31 protein-coding genes and 1 tRNA gene are annotated in these 21,449 nt (G+C 32.6%); 8 read left to right on the top strand and 24 right to left on the bottom strand.

The features are described from left to right. From ACXX80_RS14355 to ACXX80_RS14265, 19 genes are all read right to left on the bottom strand, one after another. Complete coding sequence (locus ACXX80_RS14355) at positions 1-855, bottom strand: hypothetical protein (RefSeq protein ID WP_458553819.1); 855 nt, start codon at positions 853-855, stop codon at positions 1-3. A gap of 4 nt (positions 856-859) precedes the next feature. Next, a complete protein-coding gene (locus tag ACXX80_RS14350; protein WP_458553817.1) occupies positions 860-1,621 on the bottom strand; it encodes a DUF6291 domain-containing protein in 762 nt (253 codons plus the stop codon). Beyond that, on the bottom strand, positions 1,614-1,844 hold the full coding sequence (locus ACXX80_RS14345) for a hypothetical protein (protein WP_458553815.1): 231 nt from the start codon (positions 1,842-1,844) through the stop codon (positions 1,614-1,616). The genes ACXX80_RS14350 and ACXX80_RS14345 overlap by 8 nt, the downstream gene beginning before the upstream one ends. Before the next feature lie 184 nt (positions 1,845-2,028). After that, positions 2,029-2,202: a hypothetical protein gene (locus ACXX80_RS14340; protein ID WP_458553813.1), complete on the bottom strand. Its 174-nt coding sequence runs from the start codon at positions 2,200-2,202 to the stop codon at positions 2,029-2,031. A 3-nt stretch (positions 2,203-2,205) separates the two neighbouring features. After that, positions 2,206-2,616, bottom strand: a complete 411-nt coding sequence (locus ACXX80_RS14335; protein ID WP_458553811.1) for a single-stranded DNA-binding protein — start codon at positions 2,614-2,616, stop codon at positions 2,206-2,208. Positions 2,617-2,634: 18 nt separating this feature from the next. After that, the gene (locus ACXX80_RS14330) at positions 2,635-3,438 is read right to left on the bottom strand and encodes a tyrosine-type recombinase/integrase (RefSeq protein ID WP_458553810.1); all 804 of its coding nucleotides are present in this window, start codon (positions 3,436-3,438) and stop codon (positions 2,635-2,637) included. Positions 3,439-3,503: 65 nt separating this feature from the next. Then, the gene (locus ACXX80_RS14325) at positions 3,504-3,641 is read right to left on the bottom strand and encodes a hypothetical protein (RefSeq protein ID WP_458553808.1); all 138 of its coding nucleotides are present in this window, start codon (positions 3,639-3,641) and stop codon (positions 3,504-3,506) included. Further along, on the bottom strand, positions 3,638-3,877 hold the full coding sequence (locus ACXX80_RS14320) for a hypothetical protein (RefSeq protein ID WP_458553806.1): 240 nt from the start codon (positions 3,875-3,877) through the stop codon (positions 3,638-3,640). Before ACXX80_RS14320 ends, ACXX80_RS14325 begins: the two co-directional genes overlap by 4 nt. 22 nt (positions 3,878-3,899) lie before the next feature. Continuing rightward, on the bottom strand, positions 3,900-4,076 hold the full coding sequence (locus ACXX80_RS14315; protein WP_458553805.1) for a hypothetical protein: 177 nt from the start codon (positions 4,074-4,076) through the stop codon (positions 3,900-3,902). A 111-nt stretch (positions 4,077-4,187) separates the two neighbouring features. Beyond that, positions 4,188-5,573 carry a DNA (cytosine-5-)-methyltransferase gene (gene dcm, locus ACXX80_RS14310; protein WP_458553804.1) on the bottom strand — a complete coding sequence of 462 codons (1,386 nt, stop codon included), beginning with the start codon at positions 5,571-5,573 and terminating at the stop codon, positions 4,188-4,190. A 74-nt stretch (positions 5,574-5,647) separates the two neighbouring features. Continuing rightward, positions 5,648-6,421, bottom strand: a complete 774-nt coding sequence (locus tag ACXX80_RS14305) for a hypothetical protein (protein ID WP_458553803.1) — start codon at positions 6,419-6,421, stop codon at positions 5,648-5,650. A 94-nt stretch (positions 6,422-6,515) separates the two neighbouring features. Continuing rightward, positions 6,516-7,205, bottom strand: coding sequence for a hypothetical protein (locus tag ACXX80_RS14300; protein ID WP_458553802.1), 690 nt, complete (start codon positions 7,203-7,205; stop codon positions 6,516-6,518). 68 nt (positions 7,206-7,273) lie between these two features. Further along, on the bottom strand, positions 7,274-9,382 hold the full coding sequence (locus ACXX80_RS14295; protein ID WP_458553800.1) for a DNA translocase FtsK: 2,109 nt from the start codon (positions 9,380-9,382) through the stop codon (positions 7,274-7,276). Beyond that, positions 9,369-9,848, bottom strand: coding sequence for an HNH endonuclease signature motif containing protein (locus ACXX80_RS14290; RefSeq protein WP_458553799.1), 480 nt, complete (start codon positions 9,846-9,848; stop codon positions 9,369-9,371). Before ACXX80_RS14290 ends, ACXX80_RS14295 begins: the two co-directional genes overlap by 14 nt. Beyond that, positions 9,848-10,801 (bottom strand): hypothetical protein, encoded by a 954-nt coding sequence (locus tag ACXX80_RS14285; RefSeq protein WP_458553797.1) that lies wholly within the window; start codon positions 10,799-10,801, stop codon positions 9,848-9,850. Before ACXX80_RS14285 ends, ACXX80_RS14290 begins: the two co-directional genes overlap by 1 nt. Further along, positions 10,792-11,052, bottom strand: a complete 261-nt coding sequence (locus ACXX80_RS14280; protein ID WP_458553796.1) for a hypothetical protein — start codon at positions 11,050-11,052, stop codon at positions 10,792-10,794. The genes ACXX80_RS14285 and ACXX80_RS14280 overlap by 10 nt, the downstream gene beginning before the upstream one ends. Then, complete coding sequence (locus ACXX80_RS14275) at positions 11,042-11,308, bottom strand: helix-turn-helix domain-containing protein (RefSeq protein ID WP_458553794.1); 267 nt, start codon at positions 11,306-11,308, stop codon at positions 11,042-11,044. The genes ACXX80_RS14280 and ACXX80_RS14275 overlap by 11 nt, the downstream gene beginning before the upstream one ends. A 150-nt stretch (positions 11,309-11,458) precedes the next feature. Next, positions 11,459-12,241: a phage antirepressor KilAC domain-containing protein gene (locus tag ACXX80_RS14270; protein ID WP_458553792.1), complete on the bottom strand. Its 783-nt coding sequence runs from the start codon at positions 12,239-12,241 to the stop codon at positions 11,459-11,461. A 12-nt stretch (positions 12,242-12,253) separates the two neighbouring features. Beyond that, positions 12,254-12,445 (bottom strand): hypothetical protein, encoded by a 192-nt coding sequence (locus tag ACXX80_RS14265; RefSeq protein WP_458553790.1) that lies wholly within the window; start codon positions 12,443-12,445, stop codon positions 12,254-12,256. Positions 12,446-12,595: 150 nt separating this feature from the next. Here ACXX80_RS14265 and ACXX80_RS14260 point away from each other — a divergent pair, with 150 nt between their 5' ends. Genes ACXX80_RS14260 through ACXX80_RS14250 form a run of 3 tightly spaced genes read left to right on the top strand, consistent with a single transcriptional unit; the run spans position 12,596 to position 14,059 of the window. Beyond that, on the top strand, positions 12,596-13,258 hold the full coding sequence (locus tag ACXX80_RS14260) for a LexA family transcriptional regulator (RefSeq protein ID WP_458553789.1): 663 nt from the start codon (positions 12,596-12,598) through the stop codon (positions 13,256-13,258). A 16-nt stretch (positions 13,259-13,274) separates the two neighbouring features. After that, positions 13,275-13,586, top strand: coding sequence for a hypothetical protein (locus tag ACXX80_RS14255; protein WP_458553787.1), 312 nt, complete (start codon positions 13,275-13,277; stop codon positions 13,584-13,586). 11 nt (positions 13,587-13,597) lie between these two features. Continuing rightward, positions 13,598-14,059, top strand: coding sequence for a hypothetical protein (locus ACXX80_RS14250; protein WP_458553785.1), 462 nt, complete (start codon positions 13,598-13,600; stop codon positions 14,057-14,059). A 153-nt stretch (positions 14,060-14,212) separates the two neighbouring features. On the opposite strand, the gene ACXX80_RS14245 is transcribed toward ACXX80_RS14250, so the two are convergent. Beyond that, positions 14,213-14,286: transfer RNA gene (locus ACXX80_RS14245), tRNA-Arg, on the bottom strand. 102 nt (positions 14,287-14,388) lie between these two features. Between ACXX80_RS14245 and ACXX80_RS14240 the strand changes: the two genes are divergently transcribed. Further along, a complete protein-coding gene (locus tag ACXX80_RS14240; protein ID WP_458553784.1) occupies positions 14,389-14,901 on the top strand; it encodes an adenine phosphoribosyltransferase in 513 nt (170 codons plus the stop codon). Here the strand turns inward: ACXX80_RS14240 and ACXX80_RS14235 are convergent. The 4 genes from ACXX80_RS14235 to ACXX80_RS14220 all read right to left on the bottom strand — a co-directional run bounded on the left by ACXX80_RS14235 (position 14,898) and on the right by ACXX80_RS14220 (position 18,549). Continuing rightward, the gene (locus ACXX80_RS14235) at positions 14,898-15,038 is read right to left on the bottom strand and encodes an SsrA-binding protein (RefSeq protein ID WP_458553783.1); all 141 of its coding nucleotides are present in this window, start codon (positions 15,036-15,038) and stop codon (positions 14,898-14,900) included. The two genes, ACXX80_RS14240 and ACXX80_RS14235, sit on opposite strands and share 4 nt — an antisense overlap. A 78-nt stretch (positions 15,039-15,116) precedes the next feature. Continuing rightward, positions 15,117-16,796: a M56 family metallopeptidase gene (locus ACXX80_RS14230; RefSeq protein WP_458553782.1), complete on the bottom strand. Its 1,680-nt coding sequence runs from the start codon at positions 16,794-16,796 to the stop codon at positions 15,117-15,119. 20 nt (positions 16,797-16,816) lie between these two features. Next, positions 16,817-17,185, bottom strand: coding sequence for a BlaI/MecI/CopY family transcriptional regulator (locus tag ACXX80_RS14225; RefSeq protein WP_417980841.1), 369 nt, complete (start codon positions 17,183-17,185; stop codon positions 16,817-16,819). A gap of 146 nt (positions 17,186-17,331) precedes the next feature. After that, positions 17,332-18,549, bottom strand: a complete 1,218-nt coding sequence (locus ACXX80_RS14220; RefSeq protein ID WP_417991943.1) for an MDR family MFS transporter — start codon at positions 18,547-18,549, stop codon at positions 17,332-17,334. Between the two features lie 96 nt (positions 18,550-18,645). Between ACXX80_RS14220 and ACXX80_RS14215 the strand changes: the two genes are divergently transcribed. The 4 genes from ACXX80_RS14215 (at position 18,646) to ACXX80_RS14200 (ending at position 21,426) form a co-directional block, all read left to right on the top strand. Then, on the top strand, positions 18,646-19,248 hold the full coding sequence (locus ACXX80_RS14215; protein WP_458553780.1) for a DUF1684 domain-containing protein: 603 nt from the start codon (positions 18,646-18,648) through the stop codon (positions 19,246-19,248). Further along, on the top strand, positions 19,248-19,901 hold the full coding sequence (locus tag ACXX80_RS14210) for a TatD family hydrolase (protein ID WP_458553779.1): 654 nt from the start codon (positions 19,248-19,250) through the stop codon (positions 19,899-19,901). Before ACXX80_RS14215 ends, ACXX80_RS14210 begins: the two co-directional genes overlap by 1 nt. A gap of 57 nt (positions 19,902-19,958) precedes the next feature. After that, positions 19,959-20,672 carry a tRNA threonylcarbamoyladenosine dehydratase gene (locus ACXX80_RS14205; protein WP_121365143.1) on the top strand — a complete coding sequence of 238 codons (714 nt, stop codon included), beginning with the start codon at positions 19,959-19,961 and terminating at the stop codon, positions 20,670-20,672. Between the two features lie 79 nt (positions 20,673-20,751). Beyond that, positions 20,752-21,426 carry an HAD family hydrolase gene (locus ACXX80_RS14200; protein WP_458553777.1) on the top strand — a complete coding sequence of 225 codons (675 nt, stop codon included), beginning with the start codon at positions 20,752-20,754 and terminating at the stop codon, positions 21,424-21,426. Positions 21,427-21,449: the final 23 nt, after the last annotated feature.

Raw genomic sequence — 21,449 nt, 5'->3', positions numbered from 1 at the left:
TTAAAATATTTTTTCTACTTGTTCGGAAATTTGTTTCTCGAAAAAATCGGTTAAAATGTTTTTTTTGGCTCTCAGTAGTATCTTTGGAGAACTACCAGCAATTATTTGCTCTAAATCAATTTTTATTTGCAAACGTTCTGATTTATCTACTGATACTGATTGCGAATTCTCTTTTTCAAGTTGCTCTCTTGCAAGTTGTAAATGATTTTGATAGTACTCTAGCAGCTTAGGATTGTTGTTATTTTTTATCAATCCTTTTTTAACCAGGTGATCAAAAATGTACTCCGAAGGATCTTCAATCGTTTTGCTTTTTTTGTATTCCTCAAAAAATCGATTGACTCCTGATTCTACGATTTCATCTTTTTGACTCTCGGTCATGGCTTCAATTTGTAAAGCATCTGTACTGATGTTGTGATGTGTCCTGATTTTTTGCTTCCATACTTTGTATTTTTTTAGAATTTTGGCAACATATTCCGCATCGATTAACTGAAAATGATCTGTTTTTTCGTCGTATGCGCCATATCTTTCTAATTCGAAGGCTTTGTATATTTCTTCGATAGTTAGCTCTTTGTACACGCTAAAAATCATTTTCAAAATATCTTGTGCAATCAGGAAATCTATTTGGTTTTTCATTCCTGAAAGAGTTCCTATTTTTACAATCATGAGGCCGATTAAAACTTTAATGTCTGGCTCGGTAACTCTTTCTTTTATTTTTTTGTTGCGCAAGTTGTTTTTTAAGAACTGAACGGGACTTACATTGCAATTGTCTTCGATTGTAGCAATTACTTCTAACGATCTGGATTCCTGCTGCGCTAGAATTTCTGATTTATCTACTCTGTAGTGATTCTCTTCCATTGGATTATCTAAATGCGTTTACACTGTTGTTGATTGCTGATTCTGTCATTCGGCCCACCAGTGGAGCTTCTTTTTCTGTTGTTGTTGGCTTTTTTTCTTTTAAAAACCATTCAGTTTCAAATCCGGCCCAACTTCTTGCAACACACAATTCTAAAATTTCATTTTTTGGAGCATTAGTATCTTGAACTTGCTTAATAAATTTTTTAAAAGCCGTTTCTGTATTTGTTGCTTTTTTTGTTTTTCTAACTTTCAACCATTCTTCAATTAAATTTTTTTCGAAACCAAAATCCATCAATGCGTTTTTGAAACTAAAAATCTCTTTTGATTCTTTTTTTAAAAGAATATCATTAACATTATCATTAACACTTACATTATCATTAACAGCGATTTTTGCGATGGGGTGCGATTCCAAAACATCGGGGTGCGATGCTTTGCGATGTTTTGCGATAGATATAGCTTCTTTTAGTGTTATTTCTTTGGATTTAAATTTTTCGTATAAATCTAAATTCCAACGTTTTAAGTTGCCAATAGCACCGCTTTCACTTTTGCTTTCTATTTCAGCTTCCCATTTGATTAAATCTCTTTTTAGTTGCATTTTTATGGGTTCAAAAGCAATGTTTATCAAAAGTTCATCCGTTTTTGGTTCTTCATCATTTACATAAGCAAAGATGTGTTTCAATAATCTTCCTGCTACATCATCTGGTAATTGCTTAACTAAACCATAAGAATCGGTATAGAGAATAAAGGATGTTTTATCTTTAGCCATTGTCTACCTCGCTTTCTAAAAAAGAGATTTGTTTTTTTAATTCACGGTGAAGTTTAATTGCTGTTGATTTTGATAATTGTATGATTTCTGGATACTCTGAAAAATGGTCTTTGTTTTTTAATGAAACAGTTATGTTGTTCATTGTGTTAGCAAAAACTTCAAGTTCTAAATTTTCTGTTCCTGTATTTTTAGCACCGTTAAAAATGATTGATATATCTGCCATATTCCATGAATGTTTTATTAAAACAAACAAAAATTAAAAAACAAAACCCTTAAAATTAACGGCATCCACTCCGTTTCATTCAAGGGTTGTTTTGGTTTAAAACCATAGCTCTTAAAAGTAGGTGGATCTACAGAGCAAATATATTAATTTTATGTTATAAACATAAAAGTTTATGTAAAAAACATCAAAAAAATGCTTTTTTGATGAAATCTACCTCTGCTGGTAGTAAATAATGGTTTCCATGCACTTTTAAAATACCGTTTATGATAGTAAACTTTATTTCTATTGCGTAATCACGGAATAAGAAATACGTGTCTTTATCAAGCATAGCTGGTATTATGTAAAAGTTGGATTCCATTATTTAGAAAGGTAGATCGTCAGCTTCTTCTTCGTTGCTTTGTGGTGCGAAATTCTGAGGTGCTGGATTTGGAGCTTGTTGTTGCGTAGGTGCTGCAGAAGCTGTTCTTTCTCTTGTTGAAGAGTACAGTTTTATTTCTCTAGCAAGGCATTTTAGGTTGGCTTTATGGGTTCCGTCGTTGGCCGTGTATGACTCAATTTCTGGTTTACCAGTAACTCCAACTAAACTTCCTTTAAGCAACCAAGGTGCTAGACCTACATTGTTTGTAAAATAGGCAACTTTGTACCATGTGGTTACTTTTTCTTCTTTCACCTTTTCGGTTACTGCTACAGAAAAATTGATTACTTGAATATTTCCTAAATCTTTTACTTCGGCATCGTTTCCTATATGCCCTACTAGTGTCATTTGTTGCATGTTATTTTTGTTTTAAAATTATATGGGTAATGGCATCATTTTTAATGATGCGGTTGAAACGTGAGTGTATATTTCAGTCGTTTTACTTGAACTATGCCCTAAGTGTTTTTGAATGATTCTTAAATCAGTTCCTGCTTCTAAAAGAGCCGTTGCATTAGAATGCCTTAACAAGTGAAAGTGATAATCTTTTCCTAAATATTTTTTTACGATTTGGTTGCAACTTGTATGTGAATATCGCAAGTCGAATTGTCCGTTAAAAAGAAATTCTTTTGGCTTGTATTCGCAAAAGTAAATTCGTAAAATATCAAGAATCTTTTCCGATAAGCCTACAATCCTATCTTTTCTACCTTTACTTTGACTAATAGTAATAATCATTCGTTTGCTATCAATATCAGATATTTTAAGGTTACACACTTCCGAAACTCTCATTCCCGTACTATACGCTAATGCTATTATTGCTTTGTGTTTTGTATTGGATATTTTGGCAATAGAATCCAATAAAAATTCCTTTTCTATAATTTTAGGAAGTTTTTTTTCTGATCTCGGATATTCGATATGCTTGAATTTTAAAGGTTGTTTTCCTGTAAGTTTATAAAACAATTTTATAGCAGAAATTCGATGTTTCCTGCCGTTAATTGAGTTTGCTAATAGCAACCATTCTTTTATTTGCTTTTCTGATATTTCAGATGGTTTGGTAGCTACTTTATTAAAAAACTCCAAAAACAATTTCACTTGACTACAATAGTTTGAAATGGTATTTTCAGAATAATTTTTCAATTTTAAATCTTCGGAATACAATTCCACATACTTTCCGATATTCATAGTCTTAGGTATTAATTTTGTTAGTCTTTACAGATGGTTTTTACATATAGTAGTTAGTAGCAAGACTACGTTAATTGCTTCAAAATATTAATTGCAATTTCCAAAGCTTCAGTAATTTCTTTTGGTTTTGGTTGGTCTAATTCCGCTCCTAATCTCCATTTATTGTAATACTCTAATATTATTATTGCTTCTTTTAAATTCATTTTATTTGTAATTTTTCTAAATCACCTACTAAAAATCCGTTTTGGTTTATTTCTCTTTTAATAACTTCATCTAAAGTCCTTGAGTAATTTGGACTCATAGTTACAATATTCTGTTTATGAACAAGTTTTAAAACTATTGTTTCATTTTCAATTGCAAATATTTTAAAAGTTCCGTTACAACCTCCTTGCTGTAATTTCGAACCGTATTTAACAGTATAATAATATCCTTTTTCCATTTTTTTATTTTAAATTTTGTTTTTAAAAATGTCCTAACCTAATAGATTGTGCTACTTTTGGATGCAAACCTTTTAGTAATTTTTCCATTGATTCCTTTATAGAATCATTATATCCAACTTCATCTATACTTTCTTCACATCCTAAATTTGATGTAAGCATTGATTTTAGTTTTTTGTATTCTTCAATAATTTTTTCCATAACAATATTTAGTTTTCAATAATCCGTCCAGCTACTAACAGCAGTCTTGAACTACCAGCCGAATCGAATTTGTAAATAGGCTGGCAGTACAAGGCTGCCAAACGTTACTGGCTATTTCGGTTGACGTAAATCAAGACGTTTTATTATCTCGACTAAACAACTTACTACAATCGAATTTCCAGCTTGTTTGTATGCTTGTGAATCGCTCACATTCCATTTAAAATTTTCGTTAAAATCCATTAATCTGAAACATTCAAAAGGTGTTAATCTTCTTATTCTTTGTTGGTAATTAGTTGCTAAACCACTTCTTGAACTTCTTAATGATGGACTATAATTTTCATATTCCCTTGTTTCGCTTTCTGAAAAATCATTTGTCAAATCATAAATAACCACATTATCTTTCTGAACCGTTGTTAATGCGTTAGAAGTTCCGTTTTCGTTTATTTCAAGCATTTGTTCTGTTGGTAATCCCGAAACTCTACTCAATGGATTTGTCGGATTACGACCTCGAATTGCTCCGATTTTTATTCCTTCGCCTTTATTAGTTGATAATGTTGGAGAAACTCCTTCATCACCATAAACGTTTCCGTTCATTCCGTTACCGGACGGATTTACATTTGCTAATCTTATGATATTATCGGAAATATCTAATGATTTTGAACTTGATGTTATTGTTGATGCAACACTTTCTTCATCTTTAAAATTGATATTTCCGTTATTAAAATTAGAAGCTCTTGAATCAAAATAATTCAGCATTTTATCGCTCAAAAAATACTTTTCATCAACTTCACTTTGTAAAACATCTTTCAATCTTTTTACTAAATGAAACGGCTTTGGAAAACTAAAAGTATTATCTGTATCATCACGAATCCCAATTATAAAAATACGTTCTCTATTTTGTGGAACTCCGTAATGTTTAGCGTTCATAACCTGGTAATAAACGTGATATGGCGTTGCGTTTTCGTGAGGAAATATTATGGGATTTCCATTTACAGATTTTCCGCCTAAATAATCAATCCATCTTTGAAACGTTTTTCCATTATCATCAGAAAGTAATCCTTTCACGTTTTCAAAAATGAAATAACGAGGATTGTTTTTTACAATAAATTCGTGTGAATTATAAAACAAAACTCCATTTTTAGAATCTTCTCCTTTACGTTTTCCAGCAAGAGAGAAACTTTGGCACGGTGGCGAAGTCATATAAATATCTAAACTTTCTTTTGGTATTTCACGATCATAAACATTTTCAGGATAATAAGCAGGAAGTCCGTAATTATAGATATAAGTTTGTCTAGCGTATTTATCCATATCACAAGCAAACTTTTTATTTTGCTTAATTCTTAATCTTTCAAGTGCTTGGTCAAACGCTCCAACTCCAGAAAAGTCTGAACCAGTAGTTACAATCAAATTTTCTACTACAGGAGAGAAACAGCCAGTAACACTTGTTTGGCAAGATTGGGTTTTTGGCTTAATTTGATGTTGGTCTTGTACTTTCATTGTTTAGTCTTAAATTTGATTATTCGGGTTTCTTTTTCCCAACCTCGCCAAGCGAGATAACGTTAACTGCAATACTACGTGAACGGTAAAAATGGCGTTTTTTTGTAATCAGAAAATCTCTTTTCTTGTTTATCAAAATATTCATTGTCTATTTCAGAAGCTACAAATTCAAATCCAAATTTATCAGCAGAAATTCTATTGCTTCCACCGCCCAAATGAGTATCAATTATTTTCATCCCATCAAATCCAAATGTTTGATAAATTATATCATATAACATTATTGGTTTGTGGCAAGGATGTATTCGCTTTTCATTTAGCTTTTTATTTCCTTGCGAGGTCATTGGCTCGGTAATGCTTTTTGCTTGTTGCATTCCAGCCCATAATAGATTAATTTCCATTTCATAATCTATTATACTGCAGTAAGCCATTTCATAAATTTTAAAACTCATTCCTTCAGCTGCTCCTTTATTCCATTTTATTCTGCCCGTTCCTAAACCTTCCCAATTCACATATTCAACTCCAAAAATTATTTGATGTTTAGAAATACGTTTCAATTCATTAAAATATTCTTGGCTTGGCGTTTCTAAATCCCAATCTTTTGAAGTATAAACTTTTTTGTTTTTATTGGCGTTTAAAATAGTTCCGTTTTTTTGCTTGGTTCGTGTTTTGGTTTCTTTCAAAAAAGCCATATTTCCTAAATTAATTCCATAAGGAATATCACAAACAGCTAAATCAAAATAACCATCAGAATAACGTGCCATAGTTTGCATACAATCTTCTTGAAAAACCGTACTGCAGTTAACAGCGGTTTGCAAAAATGGCGGGTAATATTTTGTACTTGTAAGCATTGTTTCTTAATTAAAGTTTAGTTTGTGTTTGAATAATCAGTCTTTAAATCCGCCACTTCTGCAAGCCGCAATCCGTTATGTGCCATTTTAAGAACTACCATCCTTCCATTGGAAATTCCAAATAGACTTGACAATTGACACGTATTTCGTTAGTGATTTTGTTTATCCTATCAGTATTTCGGCTCACTCTACCAAACCACCGCCATCCGTTACTTCTTGCACCAATACCAGTATGAAAAGTATTGCAGTCAAAATAAATCAATGTTCTATCTTTAGCTTCAATTACTTCAACCTTGTTTTCTTTTATTAGCTTTTCAATTTCAGTATGCCATTTTCTGTAGATCAATTCTCCATCAGGTATTGAAGGCATTGTACATTCAGTATTTATGTATTGCGTTGGGCAAACATCAGCATTTACCAATCCCATAATATGCTCACTTTGATAAATTGGATTATCATAATCAGGTTGTCCAGCAGTTATAAAATGTTGCCCTGTTGGTATTATTGGTCTTGGTACATCATCGTGATGCCATCCAGGAATTGCAGGGTACCATTTAGGCATTAGCATATGAACACGGCTATCAAATACTACATTTTCTTTCCAATCATTCGGTAAGTTGTCAATAAATGATTTTGTAATTGCACCACCATTCTCATAAGCATATTGCAAATCGCAATTAAAGAACATCGGTTCTTTTTTAATTTCATCGTTTGAAATTTCAGTTGCAAAAGGTTGTAATTCTTGCAAATTTGGTTTGAATGTTCTTTGAGTTGTTGCTCCCATTTTATTGTTTTTTTTTAAATAAATAGATAAACAACTGACCGACACTGATGTCGGTCAGTTATATTTTTTTAAGGTTTGTAGTAAGCTTGAAACCTTACTAATTCAGGGTACTCAGGGGAACGAATTAAGCCATCTCCCGCGCCTGCTAATGATTCTGCACCACCTTCATCTAAAACAACCTTAGAGTCAATTTCTTTGGGTACACGGAAACAAATTTGAACAGGAAAGTTAGCTTTGGCATCACCAGTAATAACTTTTACTGAGGCTCTTTGAGTAGCTGCTACAATTCGGAATCCTACAGATCTACCTTTTTGTAAAAGAATACGAAGGTTTTCTTCAAGAGTATTTCTGGATCCTACTTTTTGAAGTTTCATTTTAGGGACCAATGTTTCTCCAAACATTGTTTTCATTTTTTGTTGGCCAACTTCAACCATTTCCATGATGTCTAATTCTTTCCCTTTTCTTCCTTGGGATTGAGCGTCTGCAAATTCATCAAAAATGATAAGCGTTTTTTCTTCTGTACCTGCTTTTACACGCTCATTCATTTCGATTACTAATTCCTCTAAGGCGGTTTCAATGTCTAGTATTTCGCTAAATATTTTTACTCCTTTTAATCCCATTCTACAGAACTCAAATTTTGGATCCAGAATGAAAATATGTTTTACTCCGGCAAGTTTTGCGAATTCGATCATGGTTTTTAGTTCAACTGATTTACCTGATCCAGTTGCACCGCAAACTAAAGCGTGTGGTGTAGAATGATTGTTTAAATCCCAATGTACAATTTGTTCAAAATTGTCTCTACCAATTGGTATTTTCATATCTACCAAATCTTTTTTGGTAAAGAGTAAATCTCTTTCACGTTTTTTAGAAAGTTCTACAGCCAGATATGATTTACCTTCATAAACCGTAAGTTCTTTTGAAATACGAACCGTGGAAACATCTAGTGCATTGGCTAAATCGAGTTTATGAGACTGAATAGAGCTAATTTTTGTTCCTGCTTCAATTTCTAATAAGTAAGTATTACTAGAGTAACCGTTGAATACTTTTGCAACTCTTACAACGGTTCCAAATCTGCGAAGTACGTGTTCTATTTTTTCTTCTTGTGTCATGTCTTTGTTTGAATAATCGTATTGAATAAATTCAGAAGCTTTTTGTCTGAATTGTTTAATTACGCTTGGATTTATGGTTTTGATTCCGCTGTCTTTAATCTTTTTAAGACGGTTTTTGATAAGCTCCGTTTTGGTTGGATCTATGTCTGTAAAATCTTCTACTTCTGAGAGCATCGTTTTAGTCCAGAACTCGTACATTTCGGCTAAATCGACTAGGTTGTCGCTGTCGTTCATTATGTACACGTAATCAGGATCACTTACCGCTTGAACTAGCGCACGTAAGCCCTCGTAAAGCATAGATTCGTAATACTTTCGTTCGTCCTTACTTGTCATGTCAAGTGGGAATTTTACGAGCTGAGGCGACTTGTCTCGGTTTTGGCTGTATTTGTTTTCAATAAACCAAACTTCATCTACTGCAATTCCTGTTTCGGCTTCATAACCTATCACATAAGTAATGGCTTGTTTTCCATTGGTAAGTTTTACGGCACTTTCTGGGGTGTACGATTGTTTTGATTTGTGATCGATAATTACAACTTTACCGTTTTTTAGTTTTACGACTAAATCACTTTTGTAATACAAGGGCAAAGGAATGTCAACGCCATTAATGTTTACATAAATTCCTTTTCCGTAATATTCAACGTCTAGGACTTCATCTATTTCATCTGTGTAAACTGAAATATCTTTTAGGAAATTTTGAAGTAATTTTGATACGGTACTGCTTGCTTCTTTAATGCTTTCTTCAACTGAAGGAGTGGTTTTTTGAAGTTTCCAGTTTCTAGGTTCAAATTCTTCAATATAATTGAAGGCAATAGTTTCTAAATTGATCAAATCAGGCAAAATTTCTTTTGCTTTCATTTGATTAAAATAGTGCTGTAGAGCTTCGTGGTAAGCATTACCCGCTACGGTGGTGGCTGACGATTTAGAACGATAACCATAAACCGATTGCATTTCGTAACATTTTTGATTCCTAGAAAATGTAGATACGGACGAATATGACCAGCTATTTACTAAAAATTTAGATAAATGATTTTCTATCTGTTCAGGGCTATATGTTTTATAGATACTCATAAGTTGTATTGTTTTTTCTTTTTCCACAAAGTTTTGCGACAAGTGTGTTTCTGTTTATTCCTAAAATAAGTGCTGCGTTTTTTGCAGAAGGATAAGTCTTACCAGTGGATTTATCAATTACAGGTTTACTTATTCTTTTTATAACAGAATCAATAGTTTTATTACACCTTCCGTTTTTAAACATGTGAATTGCATTTTCGGAGGGAGTTGACCATTCTAAATTTTCAATTCTATTGTCTGTACGGATGCTATTTATATGGTTTACGTATATCTTTTTTTCTGGATTAGGAATAAAAGATTCAGCAATTAAGCGATGTATCGGAACTGATTTTTTTGTACCATCATAACATATAGCGACGGTATAATATCCATTTCCAGATAAACCAGGTTTTAAGAATGTTCCTTTAATTCCTAAAACACGACCATCTTCGTATATAGTGTAGCCTTTGTATTCTGCTGTTCTCATTAAGGCATATTGGTTTTTGGAGTAGCTGGCGCTTGATTTTTAGAACTCAGTTCTGTTTTCTTGTCAGCATAAAGCGTATAAGTATCAGTGTCTTCCTCTGGAATTTCATTTTTGAGCTTTTCTAAGGCTTCCAATGTTTTGGCTTGATTGATACGCATTACTAGTTTGGCTGAATCGACTTTTTCTGCTTTTTTTGCTGAATCAACTTTTTTTGATCTAAAAATTAAATCAGCAGTAGAGTCACCGTCTTTAATAGATTGGGCATAACCAATAAGAGTAACAATGTCGTCAGCAGTTATATTGGCTGTAGAAGGTTTACCAATTGTTTCAAGAACTTCCTGCTCAGTAACTCCGTAAGTGTTTTTAAAACCATCTAAAACAGAATTTCTTTTCTTGATAAATTTGGTTTCGTCTGAAATGTCTCCAGTGATTAACTGCTTTGCAGATTTTGAAACTTTATCGACTACTGCTTTAGGGATTACTTTAAGGATTGCATTTCGTAAAGAAATTGAGTTTGCAGCATTACCAGTTACGGTAATCATGTCGTCGTTCATTCTTCCCGTTTTGGTCATAATTGAACGTTTAACTTCTACTTTAATAGCAATGTTTTTTTCAAGGTCAAAACAAACAGCTTGTGAAGTGATAGAGGTTTTTTCGATTGCGGCAATCTTGGCTTCAATTCTAAGATTACCCCAATTTTGAGCTAATATTAACGCTAGGTGCACCGACGGTCCATTTATTGTTTTTCCTCCTCTGGGTAGAGCGTAGTTGCATGAAGAGGCTGTTTCTAAATCTAGCGTAGCTGTAAATATGGAATCTTCAACTGCTTTTTTTAAGTCTCTAGGATATGCTTTTGCTGTTGCAATTTGAGTATCAATTTGAGCTTTGTCTTGTTGGTAGATCATTTCGGTACTCACTTGTTCTGTTTTGATAATTTCGGCATTTAGTTCCATTTCTTGATTTTTTTAAGATTTGTTGTTGAATAGGTTTTTTGAAATTTTTCTATTAAAATGAGGCTTGTTTGTTTTAGGCACTCTTCATCGGTGTGGTAAAAAGTCTTTTTTAAACTATCGATGAAAATATGTGAAGACAATTCCTCGTCATTATCAAGGCAAGCGTCTTGCTCTGTGAACCCTTGATGTAATAAAGCGTCGGTTACTTCTGCTAATTTGTCTGTGGCAACGTAAAATCTATTATCGTTCATTTGAAATGTAATTGTTTAAGTTAGTTTGTGAAATCGACCATGATTTGCCTGTTTTTCCTGCTTTTAAAAGCCCCATACGAATATGTAGTCTTACGGTTTCTTCTGCCTTTTTAAGCATTTTGGCTACTTCAGGAACTGTGTAGTAGCGTTCGAACTCAGTTTTTGATTTTGTTGGGTTGCCTTTTGCATTAATTAGCGCAACTTTTTCGGCTAATTCCTGCATACTCTCGGGTGCAATTTTTACGGTTACTTCCATTTTGTGGGATTTGTTTGTTTATTGGATTATTGAATACTTCATCATTTGGATCAGTGAAACCGTTAGCTTCAATTAAAAATTCAACGTTATTAAGGATTTTATCCAATAACATGAGATTGTGTTTTAAGAATATTGTAGCGGTTTTTGTCATTACTCTAGTTTTGCTAATTTTTTTGATCTAGGAGAGGCTTTAAATAGGGTGCTTAAAAAGCCTAAACCTCTTTGAGTGACTAGTACTTTTACAACCATAAAGCTGTCGTGGTTGTCACGCTCGATAAATTTTTCTTTGAGTTGGAAATATCCTTTATCGATGTATTTTTGTTGTGGTTCGTTTCTGTTTTTAAAGAAAACGCCTTTTTCTCTGAGGTTTTTAAAGAGTGTGTTTCTGCCAAATGGCAATTCAAGTATTTTAGCACACTGGCCAATATCTATTTTTTCGTCAAGATCAAGCACACGGTCAATAAAATCGATTTTTATTTCTTGTGCTTTAAGTTGTTTTTGTAATGCTTCTTTCTCAGCACGCTCCTGCTTTAGTTTTTGTAGCGTTAGGATTAAAGCATCAGGATCATCGAGCATTTGCTCTAATGTTTGCGGGGTGGCGGTCATACCGTGTTTTAGGAGTTCCTTAATACGGTCGTTGCACCAAATAGAAAATGAAGGAGAGAGCCATCTTGAAAATTCTAGTGCAATATCTTCATGCATCCAAGTACCAGGATTATTGCCTCCTTTTGTAATCCTTACTAAATCAGCCAAAGTGCTTTTTCTCACTTTGGAATATTCAGTTAAAAAATCTTGTGTTTGCTGATTTTGTAAATAATCAACTGGACGTTTACCAAACGGCTTTGCCATTTCGGTTGCGTTTACCATAACATCGCCATTCCCTAACTGAAAAGTGATATTATTACCATTGTAATTAAAAATTTGACTTCCCATAATTGTAAGTGATTAATTATATTGTCCAGATGAAGGACTTGAAACTTGCTCTAGAACATCGAGATCTATAGTTAATAAATAGCCTTTTTCTTTATCTAATTTTAAATTAAAAGCGTTTGGGTATTTGTCTAACTCAATCTTTAAATCTTCAAATAAAGGCGTGATAGCATCGATTGACTTTTTTAGATTACTTATATCTGCCATAATTAATAAGGTTTACTTAACTAATAATTTCATCAACACAATCCAAATCTTTATCTTTGTTTGTGTTTGTTTTCGTTAAGGCAAATATATAAACAAACTGTTTAAATAAAAAAATATTTTACACAAATTGTTTAAAATAAATTTAATATTATGGATAAATTATTGATTTTAAATAAGATAAAAGAATATTATTCTTTTAAAAACGACACTGTTTTCGCTAATTTTCTAGGAATAAGTCCACAAGTATTATCAAATTGGAAATCAAGAAAAACTTTTGATGTTGAATTAGTTTACACAAAATGTTTAGTTTTTAATTCAGAATGGCTTTTAACAGGTAAAGGAGATATGTTGAAAAATATGAACGCTCTTAATAACGTATTAAATGATCCAATGGATAGTTACGGACTAAAGGATGATAAACAGGGAATCCCTTTGATACCGTTAAGTGCTATGGCTGGATTTGGCGAAGGAGAAAGTGCGGTTTTAGAAGTGGATTGCGAACGTTTCGTTATACCTACGTTCAAAGGAGCTGATTTTTTGATTACCGTAAAAGGTTCCAGTATGCAGCCTAAATACAATAGTGGGGATATTGTAGCTTGTAAAAAACTGCCTTTGAATGATTTGTTTTTTCAGTGGAACAAAGTATATGTATTAGATACTATTCAAGGTGCATTAGTAAAGAGAATTAGAAAAGGCAGTACAACGGAAAGTGTTTTGATTGCTTCGGATAACGAAAAATACGAGCCTTTTGAACTGCATAAAAATCAAATCAATGCAGTCGCATTAGTGATAGGGGTAATTAGATTAGAGTAATTTTAAAAATTAATATATGAGAAAGTTTTTGTTTTTAGGTATTTCGATTTGTTTTTTAATAAGTTGCGCTTCTGGAAGTCGCCAAATAGATGATTTTACAAGTAAAACTTATATTGGTATGTCTATTAGTGATTTTATGAAGCTGGAAGGCAGAAAAAAAATGGTAAGTATGCAGAATGGAGTTTCTATTTACAAGGTAGTAAAAAGAGTGTGGTATGATTCTGACGGTAGTGGATCGGATCACATGTTTTTTTATTTTGTTGATCAAAAATTGACTCAAGTAGATAAAGGAGAGCGCGCTGTTGATTATAGAATAAGAGTTGACTAAAAAAAAAGTTTATGAAAAAATTTTTACTGTTAGGATTGTTTTTTGTTTGTGGGGTTTGTTTTGGGCAGGATAAGTATTACTTAGAATCACAAGACTTTTTTAAAAGAGGATTAAATGTAATTTTGCAGAACAACAATACAAAAGAAAAAAAGTATAATTGTTATTTTAAAAATAATGATCTATTTGTTGTTTGCGAAACTTTTATTGGAGTCCCTTATGCAGACATAGTGGAGCGATCAGTTGAAGCAAAGGATTTATCTACTGAATTAGCATATAGAACAACAGAAATTTTGAAGTCTGTTATTTCTAGTGATCATGAAAAAATTTATAATTCAAATTATATTTTTGTAAAGCACGTCATACTAACAGCGGACTACAAAAATATAAATTACGACTACCTTTTTAAAGCAAGTGACTTATATAAGATAGCTCCTTATTTTAATAAAAATGATTTCTTAAATATATTGAAGTAATAACGAAAACGACTAAACTATATATATTTAGTCGTTTTTTTATACTTGTTTTTGTTTGTTTTTGAGTGGTAATTGTCGTGTTGATTGTCGTATTAGTTTACAATATAAATACAAAAAACCCCAGTGTTTACTGGGGTTTGTGGGTTTAATCAGTGACCTTGACTGGATTCAAACCAGTAACCTCTTGAGCCGTAATCAAGTGCGCTATTCAGTTGCGCCACAAGGCCTTTTTTTTGCTGTTGATGTCTTAATTAAGGCGTCTTAGCGGGTGCAAATATAAGTATAAATGTGTAATTTGCAAGTCTAAAATTGTAAAAAAACAAAAAAATATGTCATTAAAAAAGTATATACGTGATATTCAGGGATTTCCTAAAGAAGGAATTTTATTTAAAGACATCACTCCGTTACTAATTAATCCCGAAGCAAGGAATAAATGCCTTGAAATACTGATTGAATCCTTGAAAGATAAAAAAATTGACAAGGTAATAGGAGTGGAAAGTCGAGGGTTTTTCTTTGGAATGTTGATTGCACAAGAATTAAATGTTGGTTTTATTCCGGTTCGAAAACCAAATAAGTTGCCTTACGAAACCATTTCAGCGACGTATGATTTGGAATATGGAAAAGATACTTTGGAAATTCATATCGATGCGATTAAAAAAGGAGACCGAATTCTGATTCACGATGATGTTTTGGCAACCGGAGGAACGGCCAAAGCAGTTTGTGAATTAGTCGAACGATTGGGGGGTGAAATCGTGCAATGCAATTTTCTGATGGAATTAGCTTTCTTGAATGGAAGGGCGAAAATAAAAGGCAATGAAATTTTTGCAGCTATTACATATTAATCTAATGCACGTGTGGTTACGTAATATCTAAAACCAATAATTACCATCTGCCATTTCTTAGCCTTAGCTAAATCCAATCGCTGTTTGGTGAAACTAGGTAAAATGACTTTGTTGATTTGTGCCAAGATTTTATACATACAGTTTTGTTTTGGACAAAGATATAAAAAAAGACGGTCTTGATTAGAACCGTCTTTTTTGGATATTTATGGGAGTTATTATTTTTCTTTTTTAGTGATTATTTTAATTGTATTTTTATCCGTGTTGGATTTATTCACATCCATTCGTTCAATCATGTTTGGATTTATTTTATCTAATTCCGTTTTGTTTGATTTTATGCCATCAATATAAATTTCAGTTTCATCTGGTACGTCAATCTTTTTTTGGGTAACTATTTTAATAGTACTGGTTGTTTTGGAAGTTTGTTTATTATTGATATTTATGGGGTCAATTTTTTCTAAATTCAATTCGGTCATATTAACTCCGTGTATCAGTACTTGTGAATCATCAGGAATATCGGTTGTTTTATTTTTAACCCATATTGAAATAGTATTGTCGTCTTTTTTAACATCAACTCGCTCAATTACATTCACATCTAATGAATCTAAATCCGCCTGACTTCCTTTTTTACCATTGATGAAAATTTCTTTTTCAGTTACTGATGGTGCATTTGGGGCAATAAGAATACTTTTTTGATTACTAATTGTTTCTTGTGAACCAAAATTTACAGTAAGCATTCCATTATCATTTTTAGATACTATAATTCCAAATTCATTTATGGCCTGAGTTCCTTTTATTTCCATTTTCTGGGCAATTTCTTTTCCCTTTTTTAAATCAACTTTTATAGCAGTCAATTCGTTTTTGGAATTTCTTTTGATTCCGGAAAAAGTAACAATTATGGCATATTTTTCTTTCAAATTGCTTGATTTTTCTTTAAATTCCTCATCAGTAGTATTTTTATTTATTTTATATACATCTACTGAATTTTCATTTGTTTTTGAAGGTCCCGTAATAATTTGTTCTGATTTTTTTTCCTGTGCAAAGGTTTCAATTTGAAATAAAAACACAAATGCGACTAATGCTGGAAGAATTAAAATGTACTTCCAGGAATTCGATTTTTTTGATTGATTTTTGTTTAACATAACGATTCGTTTTTTGATTAATGATTGATAAAAATGATTGGTAATGGCAACACAATTTTGATGTGTTGTTATTTTTAAAAGCGTGAACTGATACGCTTTTTTGTCAGATATTTTTTTGGTAGCTTCGCTGTCAGCAATGAATTCCAAGTTTTGTAAGATTGCTTTTTTATATAACCAAATAAATGGATTGAACCAAAAAAGGATACAAAAGAGTCTTGAAAGCAATACGTCAACAGTATGATTTTGTTCACTGTGCACTTTTTCGTGTTCCAAAATATTTTCTAATTCGGAACTGCTGTACAAAGACGAATTATAAACGATAGTATTAAAAAAAGAGAAAGGAGCGAGGTTGTCTTGTACGTCTATAAATTTAAAATCCGCTTGACGTTTTATTATTTTTCCTTTAAATACTTTTTGTAAACTGTAAAAATCAATACCAAATTTAGTTAATAGATACAATGCTCCCATACAATAGAATACTGCTAGTCCCCGGTAAATATATTCTTCTGTATGATCTTCATTTACAGTTGTAGTTATGGGCAATGATGACCAATCATAATTTACAGGAGTAGGTTCAACCCATATTATTTTAGTAAAAATAACTAACGGCAAAAGGACTGAAGTAAATAAACCCAATAACAGAAACCAACGATTGCTGGTAAAAAAGGTTTCTTTTCGCAACATAAAATGGTAAGCCAAATAAAACAGCGCAATTAATCCACTAGATTTGATAAGATAAATATAGAATGCTTCCATAAATATTGTTACTATATAGTTTATATTTCTTCTTTTTGATTTTCAATCATGGCTAAAATTTCCCGTAATTCAGCAGCAGAAATTTTTTCTTCTTTGGCAAAATGAGAGACCATATTTTTATAGGAACTGTCAAAATAATTATCGATAGCTGTATTCATAAAACGCTTTCTATAATCTTCTAAACTCACTATAGGATAGTACTGGTGAGTGTTTCCAAAAGCATTGTGCGACACAAAACCTTTTTCTTCCAGATTTCGCACAATAGTCGAGAGTGTATTATAATGAGGTTGATCTTCTGTGATTTCTGCCAAGACTTCTTTTACGAATGCTTTTTTAAGCTTCCATAAAATGTGCATGATTTCTTCTTCTTTGTTGGTCAGTTTTTGCATGATTTTTTTATTTGAATCAAACTTACAACTATATTTTTAGTTACACAACTAAAAATATAGTTAAATAACTAAAAAAACAGGTTTAGTACTGATGTCAAACTTATTTTAACACAAAAACATTTAAATCAAGTAAGTAAATTGGGAAACTATTTATTTTCAAGTTTAATTAATTTTTGCAGCCAAATGCAACCAGCTACCGAGAGAATTCCTAAACTTCCCATGACAAACCAATTGGTTTGGTAGCCAAATGCAGCAATAATTTCCAGTCCGGTTTTGGAACTTGCAATGTGTGCTAAGCTGAAACTCATTGTAAACAAAGCCATATAGCGACCTTCATGGCCTTTTGGCGCTCTGCTTAAAGCAAAAGAATTAGAGAAAGGGAAGATGAACATTTCTCCAAAAGTGATAAAAAGAATACTGACAATTAGTATTCCCGCCCAAACATCGATCATTAAAACATAGAAACTAATAGACATTAACAGCGAACCCCAAAGAATAATTTTGAGTTTATCGATATTTTTTCTTTGGCTGATACTTACAATTGGCATTTCCAAAAAGAAAATCAACAGTCCATTTAAGGATAACAAAAGTCCGCTTTGAAATTCAGTCAGCCCAAATTTTTCATTGTGGTATAAGGGTAAAGTGGTGAAAAGTTGAAAGAAAAGCATGGCCGTTATAAAGCAGATAAAGAGAAAAATCCAAAATATCTTGTCTTTAAAAACGGAAGCAGGTATTTCGGTTTCACTATTTGCGGAGTCTAAATCGGCTGGTTTTTTACGTTCTTTTACTAATAATGTAAAAATCAAAATAGATACAATGCAAGAACTTCCATCTACCCAAAATAATCCGCTGTAGCCTAAATTCATAATGATTAAACCTCCTAAAGCCGGTCCTGCAGTAAATCCTAAATTTACCGCTAGTCGAACTAAAGTCAATGCTCTAGTACGGTTTTCAGGTTTTGCATACGTACCCAGAGATACAAACATGGCGGGACGAAACATGTCAGCTACAGTCATAATGACAAACATTCCAATGCATAATCCCCAAAACGTACGGATGTATTGCACTAAAAACAGTAATATTCCGCTGGTGAATAAACTGAAAACCATGATTCTATAAAATCCTATTTTATCAGATAATTTTCCTCCAAGCCAAGATCCTAGCATAGAACCAAAACCAAAAGCAACCATAATCCATCCTACTTGTGCATAGGAAAAACTCAAATCTTCTTTTAAATATTTGGACAAGAAAGGCAAAACCATCGTACCGGCACGATTAATAAAAGTAATCAGCGTAAGAATCCAAACTTCTCTTGTAAATCCTCTGAAATTATTTATGTAGCGTTGAAAAGCAGTTTTGAGCATATCTAAAGTTATAATTTCACAAAGGTAGAAAACTTTGTACCGATGCGTCTTTGTGTCCTAGTAACTTTTAAACTATTTTTGCATAAAAATAAGAATATGAGAACGCTATTTACTTTATTTCTTTTGGTTCAATTGAATTTAGGCTTTGGCCAAGAAAAATTTGATGTTTCGGCTGTGGCCAAATTTCAAAAGGAATTAAATACAGAATATGCGGATGCAAAGACAAGTCCTTTGACTGCAGAAGATTTAGCGGAATTCAAAACACTTGATTTTTATCCTATTGACGGGAAGTTTTTTGTGACAGCTGCATTTGTCAGAACAGAAAACGAGAAGCCTTTTGAAATGAAAACGTCAACAGACAGAAAACCATTGTATGTAAAATATGGGGAACTTTACTTTACGATTGATGGTCGGGATTTGAAACTGAATGTGTACAAGAATATTGAGCTTTCAAAAAAAGAAGAATATAAAGACTATTTGTTTTTGCCGTTTTCTGATTTGACTTCAGGCAAGGAAAGCTACATTGGCGGGAAATATATCGATTTAAAAATCCCAAAAGGAGATACGATTGTGATTGATTTCAATACATCGTACAATCCATATTGCGCTTATAATCACAAGTATTCCTGTCCAAAAGTTCCTTTGGAAAATGATTTGGATATCGAAATAAAAGCAGGAGTTAAAAAATTTCACGACTAATGGAATTCTTTAATCTGCATACGCATAAATGGACCAATCAGCCCAATGTGTTAGAATTAGTGAATCAATATCCACAGGAATTTGACACAACGATTCCGTATTATTCCATCGGGATTCATCCGTGGTTTATCGTTGAAGGACGAATAGAATCTGACTTGGCTATAATCGAAAGTAAATTGCAAGAGGTAAATTGTCTCGCTGTTGGCGAATGTGGATTGGATAAGCGCATCGAAGTTCCAATGGAATTGCAACAAATGGTTTTTGAAAGACAATTGCTTTTGGCACAAAAATATCAAAAACCGGTTGTGATACATTGTGTCGCGGCTTTTCAGGAATTGATTGCCATCAAGAAAAAATTGAATATATCAGTTCCAATTTTGATTCATGGATTTTCGAAAAATATACAAGTCGCCAAGCAATTAGTGGACAATGGATTTTATATCTCATTTGGAAAATATTTATTGCTAAATCAGGAACTGGAAGCTGTTTTTAAAAGCGTTCCCAATAATCGATTTTTTCTAGAAACAGATACGGTTGAAGAGGGAATTGAGGCTGTTTATGAATTGGCAGCAAAATACAAAGGAGTTTCTGTCAAAGAAATACAAGAACTGGTAAGTAGTAATTTTTTGGATGTATTCAATATTCGAATTTAGATATTATAAGAGTTAAAGTTTTAGAACTTTAAACATTAAACTTTAAACAAAAAAACAATGGCAGAATGGACAGAAAGAGCCGAACTTTTATTCAAAAAAGAAGGTTTAGATAATTTGAAAAATGCAAATGTATTGGTCGTAGGATTGGGTGGTGTTGGTTCTTTTGCAGCTGAATTTTTGGCAAGAGCAGGAGTGGGAACCATGACTATTGTAGATGGTGACGTAGTTGATATTACCAATATAAACCGACAATTACCTGCTTTACATTCGACCGTGGGACAACCTAAAGTTACTGTTGTTGGAGATAGATTAATGGATATCAATCCAGAATTAAAATTGACTCGTGTACAGGAGTTTCTTTCGCCTGAGCGTGCTTTCGAAATTGTTTCAGAAGAATTTGATTATGTTTTGGATTGCATAGACAGTGTGACTCCAAAGTTGAATTTAATTATTGGTGCCAAACGAAAAAGAGTCAAAATCATAAGCAGTATGGGCGCTGGCGGGAAAATGGAAGCTTCTAAAGTTAAAGTGACAGATATTACGAATACCGTGAATTGTTATTTTGCTAAAACCATTCGAAGACGATTGAAAGAAGTGAAAATTGATAAATTGAAAGTGGTTTTTTCTTCTGAAATTCAAGACGAATCAAGTTTAAAAATGACCGATGGATCCAATTTTAAAAAATCTTTTTACGGAACAAACAGTTATATGCCGGGATTATTTGGTTTGTATGCTGCAGAAACCGTGATTCGTTATTTACTTAAAAAATAGTGGTCAGAATTAAGTTTCTAATATTCAGTTCTAAATATCTAAGAAGCCTTAAAATCTAAAAAGTCTAAAAATCTAAAAAATGATACAAACCGTAATTTTTGACATGGATGGTGTAATTGTCGATACTGAACCCGTACATCGTTATGCTTATTTCAAACAATTCGACGAATTAAAGATTACTGTTACAGAAGATATGTATACTTCGTTTACCGGTTTTTCTACTCGAAATACGTTTCAGAAATTGAAAGAGGTTTTTGTGATAGAACAAGAAGTAGAAGATTTAATACTGAGAAAACGAAACATATTTAATGATGCTTTTGATAGTAAAGCAGATTTGGAATTATTGCAAGGTGTTGAAAATCTTATTAAAGAATTACACCAAAACGGAATGCAATTGATTCTGGCTTCTTCAGCTTCAAAAGTTACTATTGAACGCGTATTTAGCAGGTTTAAGTTGCATGACTATTTTACGCATGTGGTAAGCGGTGAAGATTTCCCTAAATCGAAACCACATCCTGCTATTTTTGAACATGCGGCAAGTTTATCAGTTGCGCCAAAAGAAAATTGTATTGTCATTGAAGACAGCACAAATGGGATAAAAGCGGCGAAAGCAGCTGGGATTTTATGCGTAGGGTATAACAGTGTTCATTCTGAGGCGCAAGATTTATCGGAAGCTGATGTTGTAATTAATCATTTTAACGAATTGGGTTTTGATGCGCTAAAGAATATTGATTCTAAATTAAGGAATAATTAACATTTGAAAGCCACTGAATTTGT

It is taken from the genome of Flavobacterium sp. GNP002 (genome assembly GCF_054343795.1).
Note: the sequence above shows the minus strand (reverse complement) of the source record. Positions and strands in the feature narration are given on the sequence as shown.

Excerpts from the sequence above, each read along its gene's own strand:
- ACXX80_RS14230 (WP_458553782.1), bottom strand. The coding sequence starts at position 16,796 with ATGGAAGCATTCTATATTTATCTTATCAAATCTAGTGGATTAATTGCG.
- ACXX80_RS14215 (WP_458553780.1), top strand. The coding sequence starts at position 18,646 with ATGAGAACGCTATTTACTTTATTTCTTTTGGTTCAATTGAATTTAGGC.
- ACXX80_RS14335 (WP_458553811.1), bottom strand. The coding sequence starts at position 2,616 with ATGCAACAAATGACACTAGTAGGGCATATAGGAAACGATGCCGAAGTA.
- ACXX80_RS14330 (WP_458553810.1), bottom strand. The coding sequence starts at position 3,438 with ATGAATATCGGAAAGTATGTGGAATTGTATTCCGAAGATTTAAAATTG.
- ACXX80_RS14250 (WP_458553785.1), top strand. The coding sequence starts at position 13,598 with ATGAAAAAATTTTTACTGTTAGGATTGTTTTTTGTTTGTGGGGTTTGT.
- ACXX80_RS14255 (WP_458553787.1), top strand. The coding sequence starts at position 13,275 with ATGAGAAAGTTTTTGTTTTTAGGTATTTCGATTTGTTTTTTAATAAGT.
- ACXX80_RS14295 (WP_458553800.1), bottom strand. The coding sequence starts at position 9,382 with ATGAGTATCTATAAAACATATAGCCCTGAACAGATAGAAAATCATTTA.
- ACXX80_RS14235 (WP_458553783.1), bottom strand. The coding sequence starts at position 15,038 with ATGTATAAAATCTTGGCACAAATCAACAAAGTCATTTTACCTAGTTTC.
- ACXX80_RS14305 (WP_458553803.1), bottom strand. The coding sequence starts at position 6,421 with ATGCTTACAAGTACAAAATATTACCCGCCATTTTTGCAAACCGCTGTT.
- ACXX80_RS14340 (WP_458553813.1), bottom strand. The coding sequence starts at position 2,202 with ATGGAATCCAACTTTTACATAATACCAGCTATGCTTGATAAAGACACG.
- ACXX80_RS14200 (WP_458553777.1), top strand. The coding sequence starts at position 20,752 with ATGATACAAACCGTAATTTTTGACATGGATGGTGTAATTGTCGATACT.
- ACXX80_RS14315 (WP_458553805.1), bottom strand. The coding sequence starts at position 4,076 with ATGGAAAAAATTATTGAAGAATACAAAAAACTAAAATCAATGCTTACA.
- ACXX80_RS14225 (WP_417980841.1), bottom strand. The coding sequence starts at position 17,185 with ATGCAAAAACTGACCAACAAAGAAGAAGAAATCATGCACATTTTATGG.
- ACXX80_RS14290 (WP_458553799.1), bottom strand. The coding sequence starts at position 9,848 with ATGAGAACAGCAGAATACAAAGGCTACACTATATACGAAGATGGTCGT.
- ACXX80_RS14355 (WP_458553819.1), bottom strand. The coding sequence starts at position 855 with ATGGAAGAGAATCACTACAGAGTAGATAAATCAGAAATTCTAGCGCAG.
- ACXX80_RS14345 (WP_458553815.1), bottom strand. The coding sequence starts at position 1,844 with ATGGCAGATATATCAATCATTTTTAACGGTGCTAAAAATACAGGAACA.
- ACXX80_RS14240 (WP_458553784.1), top strand. The coding sequence starts at position 14,389 with ATGTCATTAAAAAAGTATATACGTGATATTCAGGGATTTCCTAAAGAA.
- ACXX80_RS14205 (WP_121365143.1), top strand. The coding sequence starts at position 19,959 with ATGGCAGAATGGACAGAAAGAGCCGAACTTTTATTCAAAAAAGAAGGT.
- dcm (WP_458553804.1), bottom strand. The coding sequence starts at position 5,573 with ATGAAAGTACAAGACCAACATCAAATTAAGCCAAAAACCCAATCTTGC.
- ACXX80_RS14220 (WP_417991943.1), bottom strand. The coding sequence starts at position 18,549 with ATGCTCAAAACTGCTTTTCAACGCTACATAAATAATTTCAGAGGATTT.
- ACXX80_RS14285 (WP_458553797.1), bottom strand. The coding sequence starts at position 10,801 with ATGGAACTAAATGCCGAAATTATCAAAACAGAACAAGTGAGTACCGAA.
- ACXX80_RS14270 (WP_458553792.1), bottom strand. The coding sequence starts at position 12,241 with ATGGGAAGTCAAATTTTTAATTACAATGGTAATAATATCACTTTTCAG.
- ACXX80_RS14320 (WP_458553806.1), bottom strand. The coding sequence starts at position 3,877 with ATGGAAAAAGGATATTATTATACTGTTAAATACGGTTCGAAATTACAG.
- ACXX80_RS14280 (WP_458553796.1), bottom strand. The coding sequence starts at position 11,052 with ATGAACGATAATAGATTTTACGTTGCCACAGACAAATTAGCAGAAGTA.
- ACXX80_RS14300 (WP_458553802.1), bottom strand. The coding sequence starts at position 7,205 with ATGGGAGCAACAACTCAAAGAACATTCAAACCAAATTTGCAAGAATTA.
- ACXX80_RS14210 (WP_458553779.1), top strand. The coding sequence starts at position 19,248 with ATGGAATTCTTTAATCTGCATACGCATAAATGGACCAATCAGCCCAAT.
- ACXX80_RS14325 (WP_458553808.1), bottom strand. The coding sequence starts at position 3,641 with ATGAATTTAAAAGAAGCAATAATAATATTAGAGTATTACAATAAATGG.
- ACXX80_RS14265 (WP_458553790.1), bottom strand. The coding sequence starts at position 12,445 with ATGGCAGATATAAGTAATCTAAAAAAGTCAATCGATGCTATCACGCCT.
- ACXX80_RS14260 (WP_458553789.1), top strand. The coding sequence starts at position 12,596 with ATGGATAAATTATTGATTTTAAATAAGATAAAAGAATATTATTCTTTT.
- ACXX80_RS14275 (WP_458553794.1), bottom strand. The coding sequence starts at position 11,308 with ATGGAAGTAACCGTAAAAATTGCACCCGAGAGTATGCAGGAATTAGCC.
- ACXX80_RS14350 (WP_458553817.1), bottom strand. The coding sequence starts at position 1,621 with ATGGCTAAAGATAAAACATCCTTTATTCTCTATACCGATTCTTATGGT.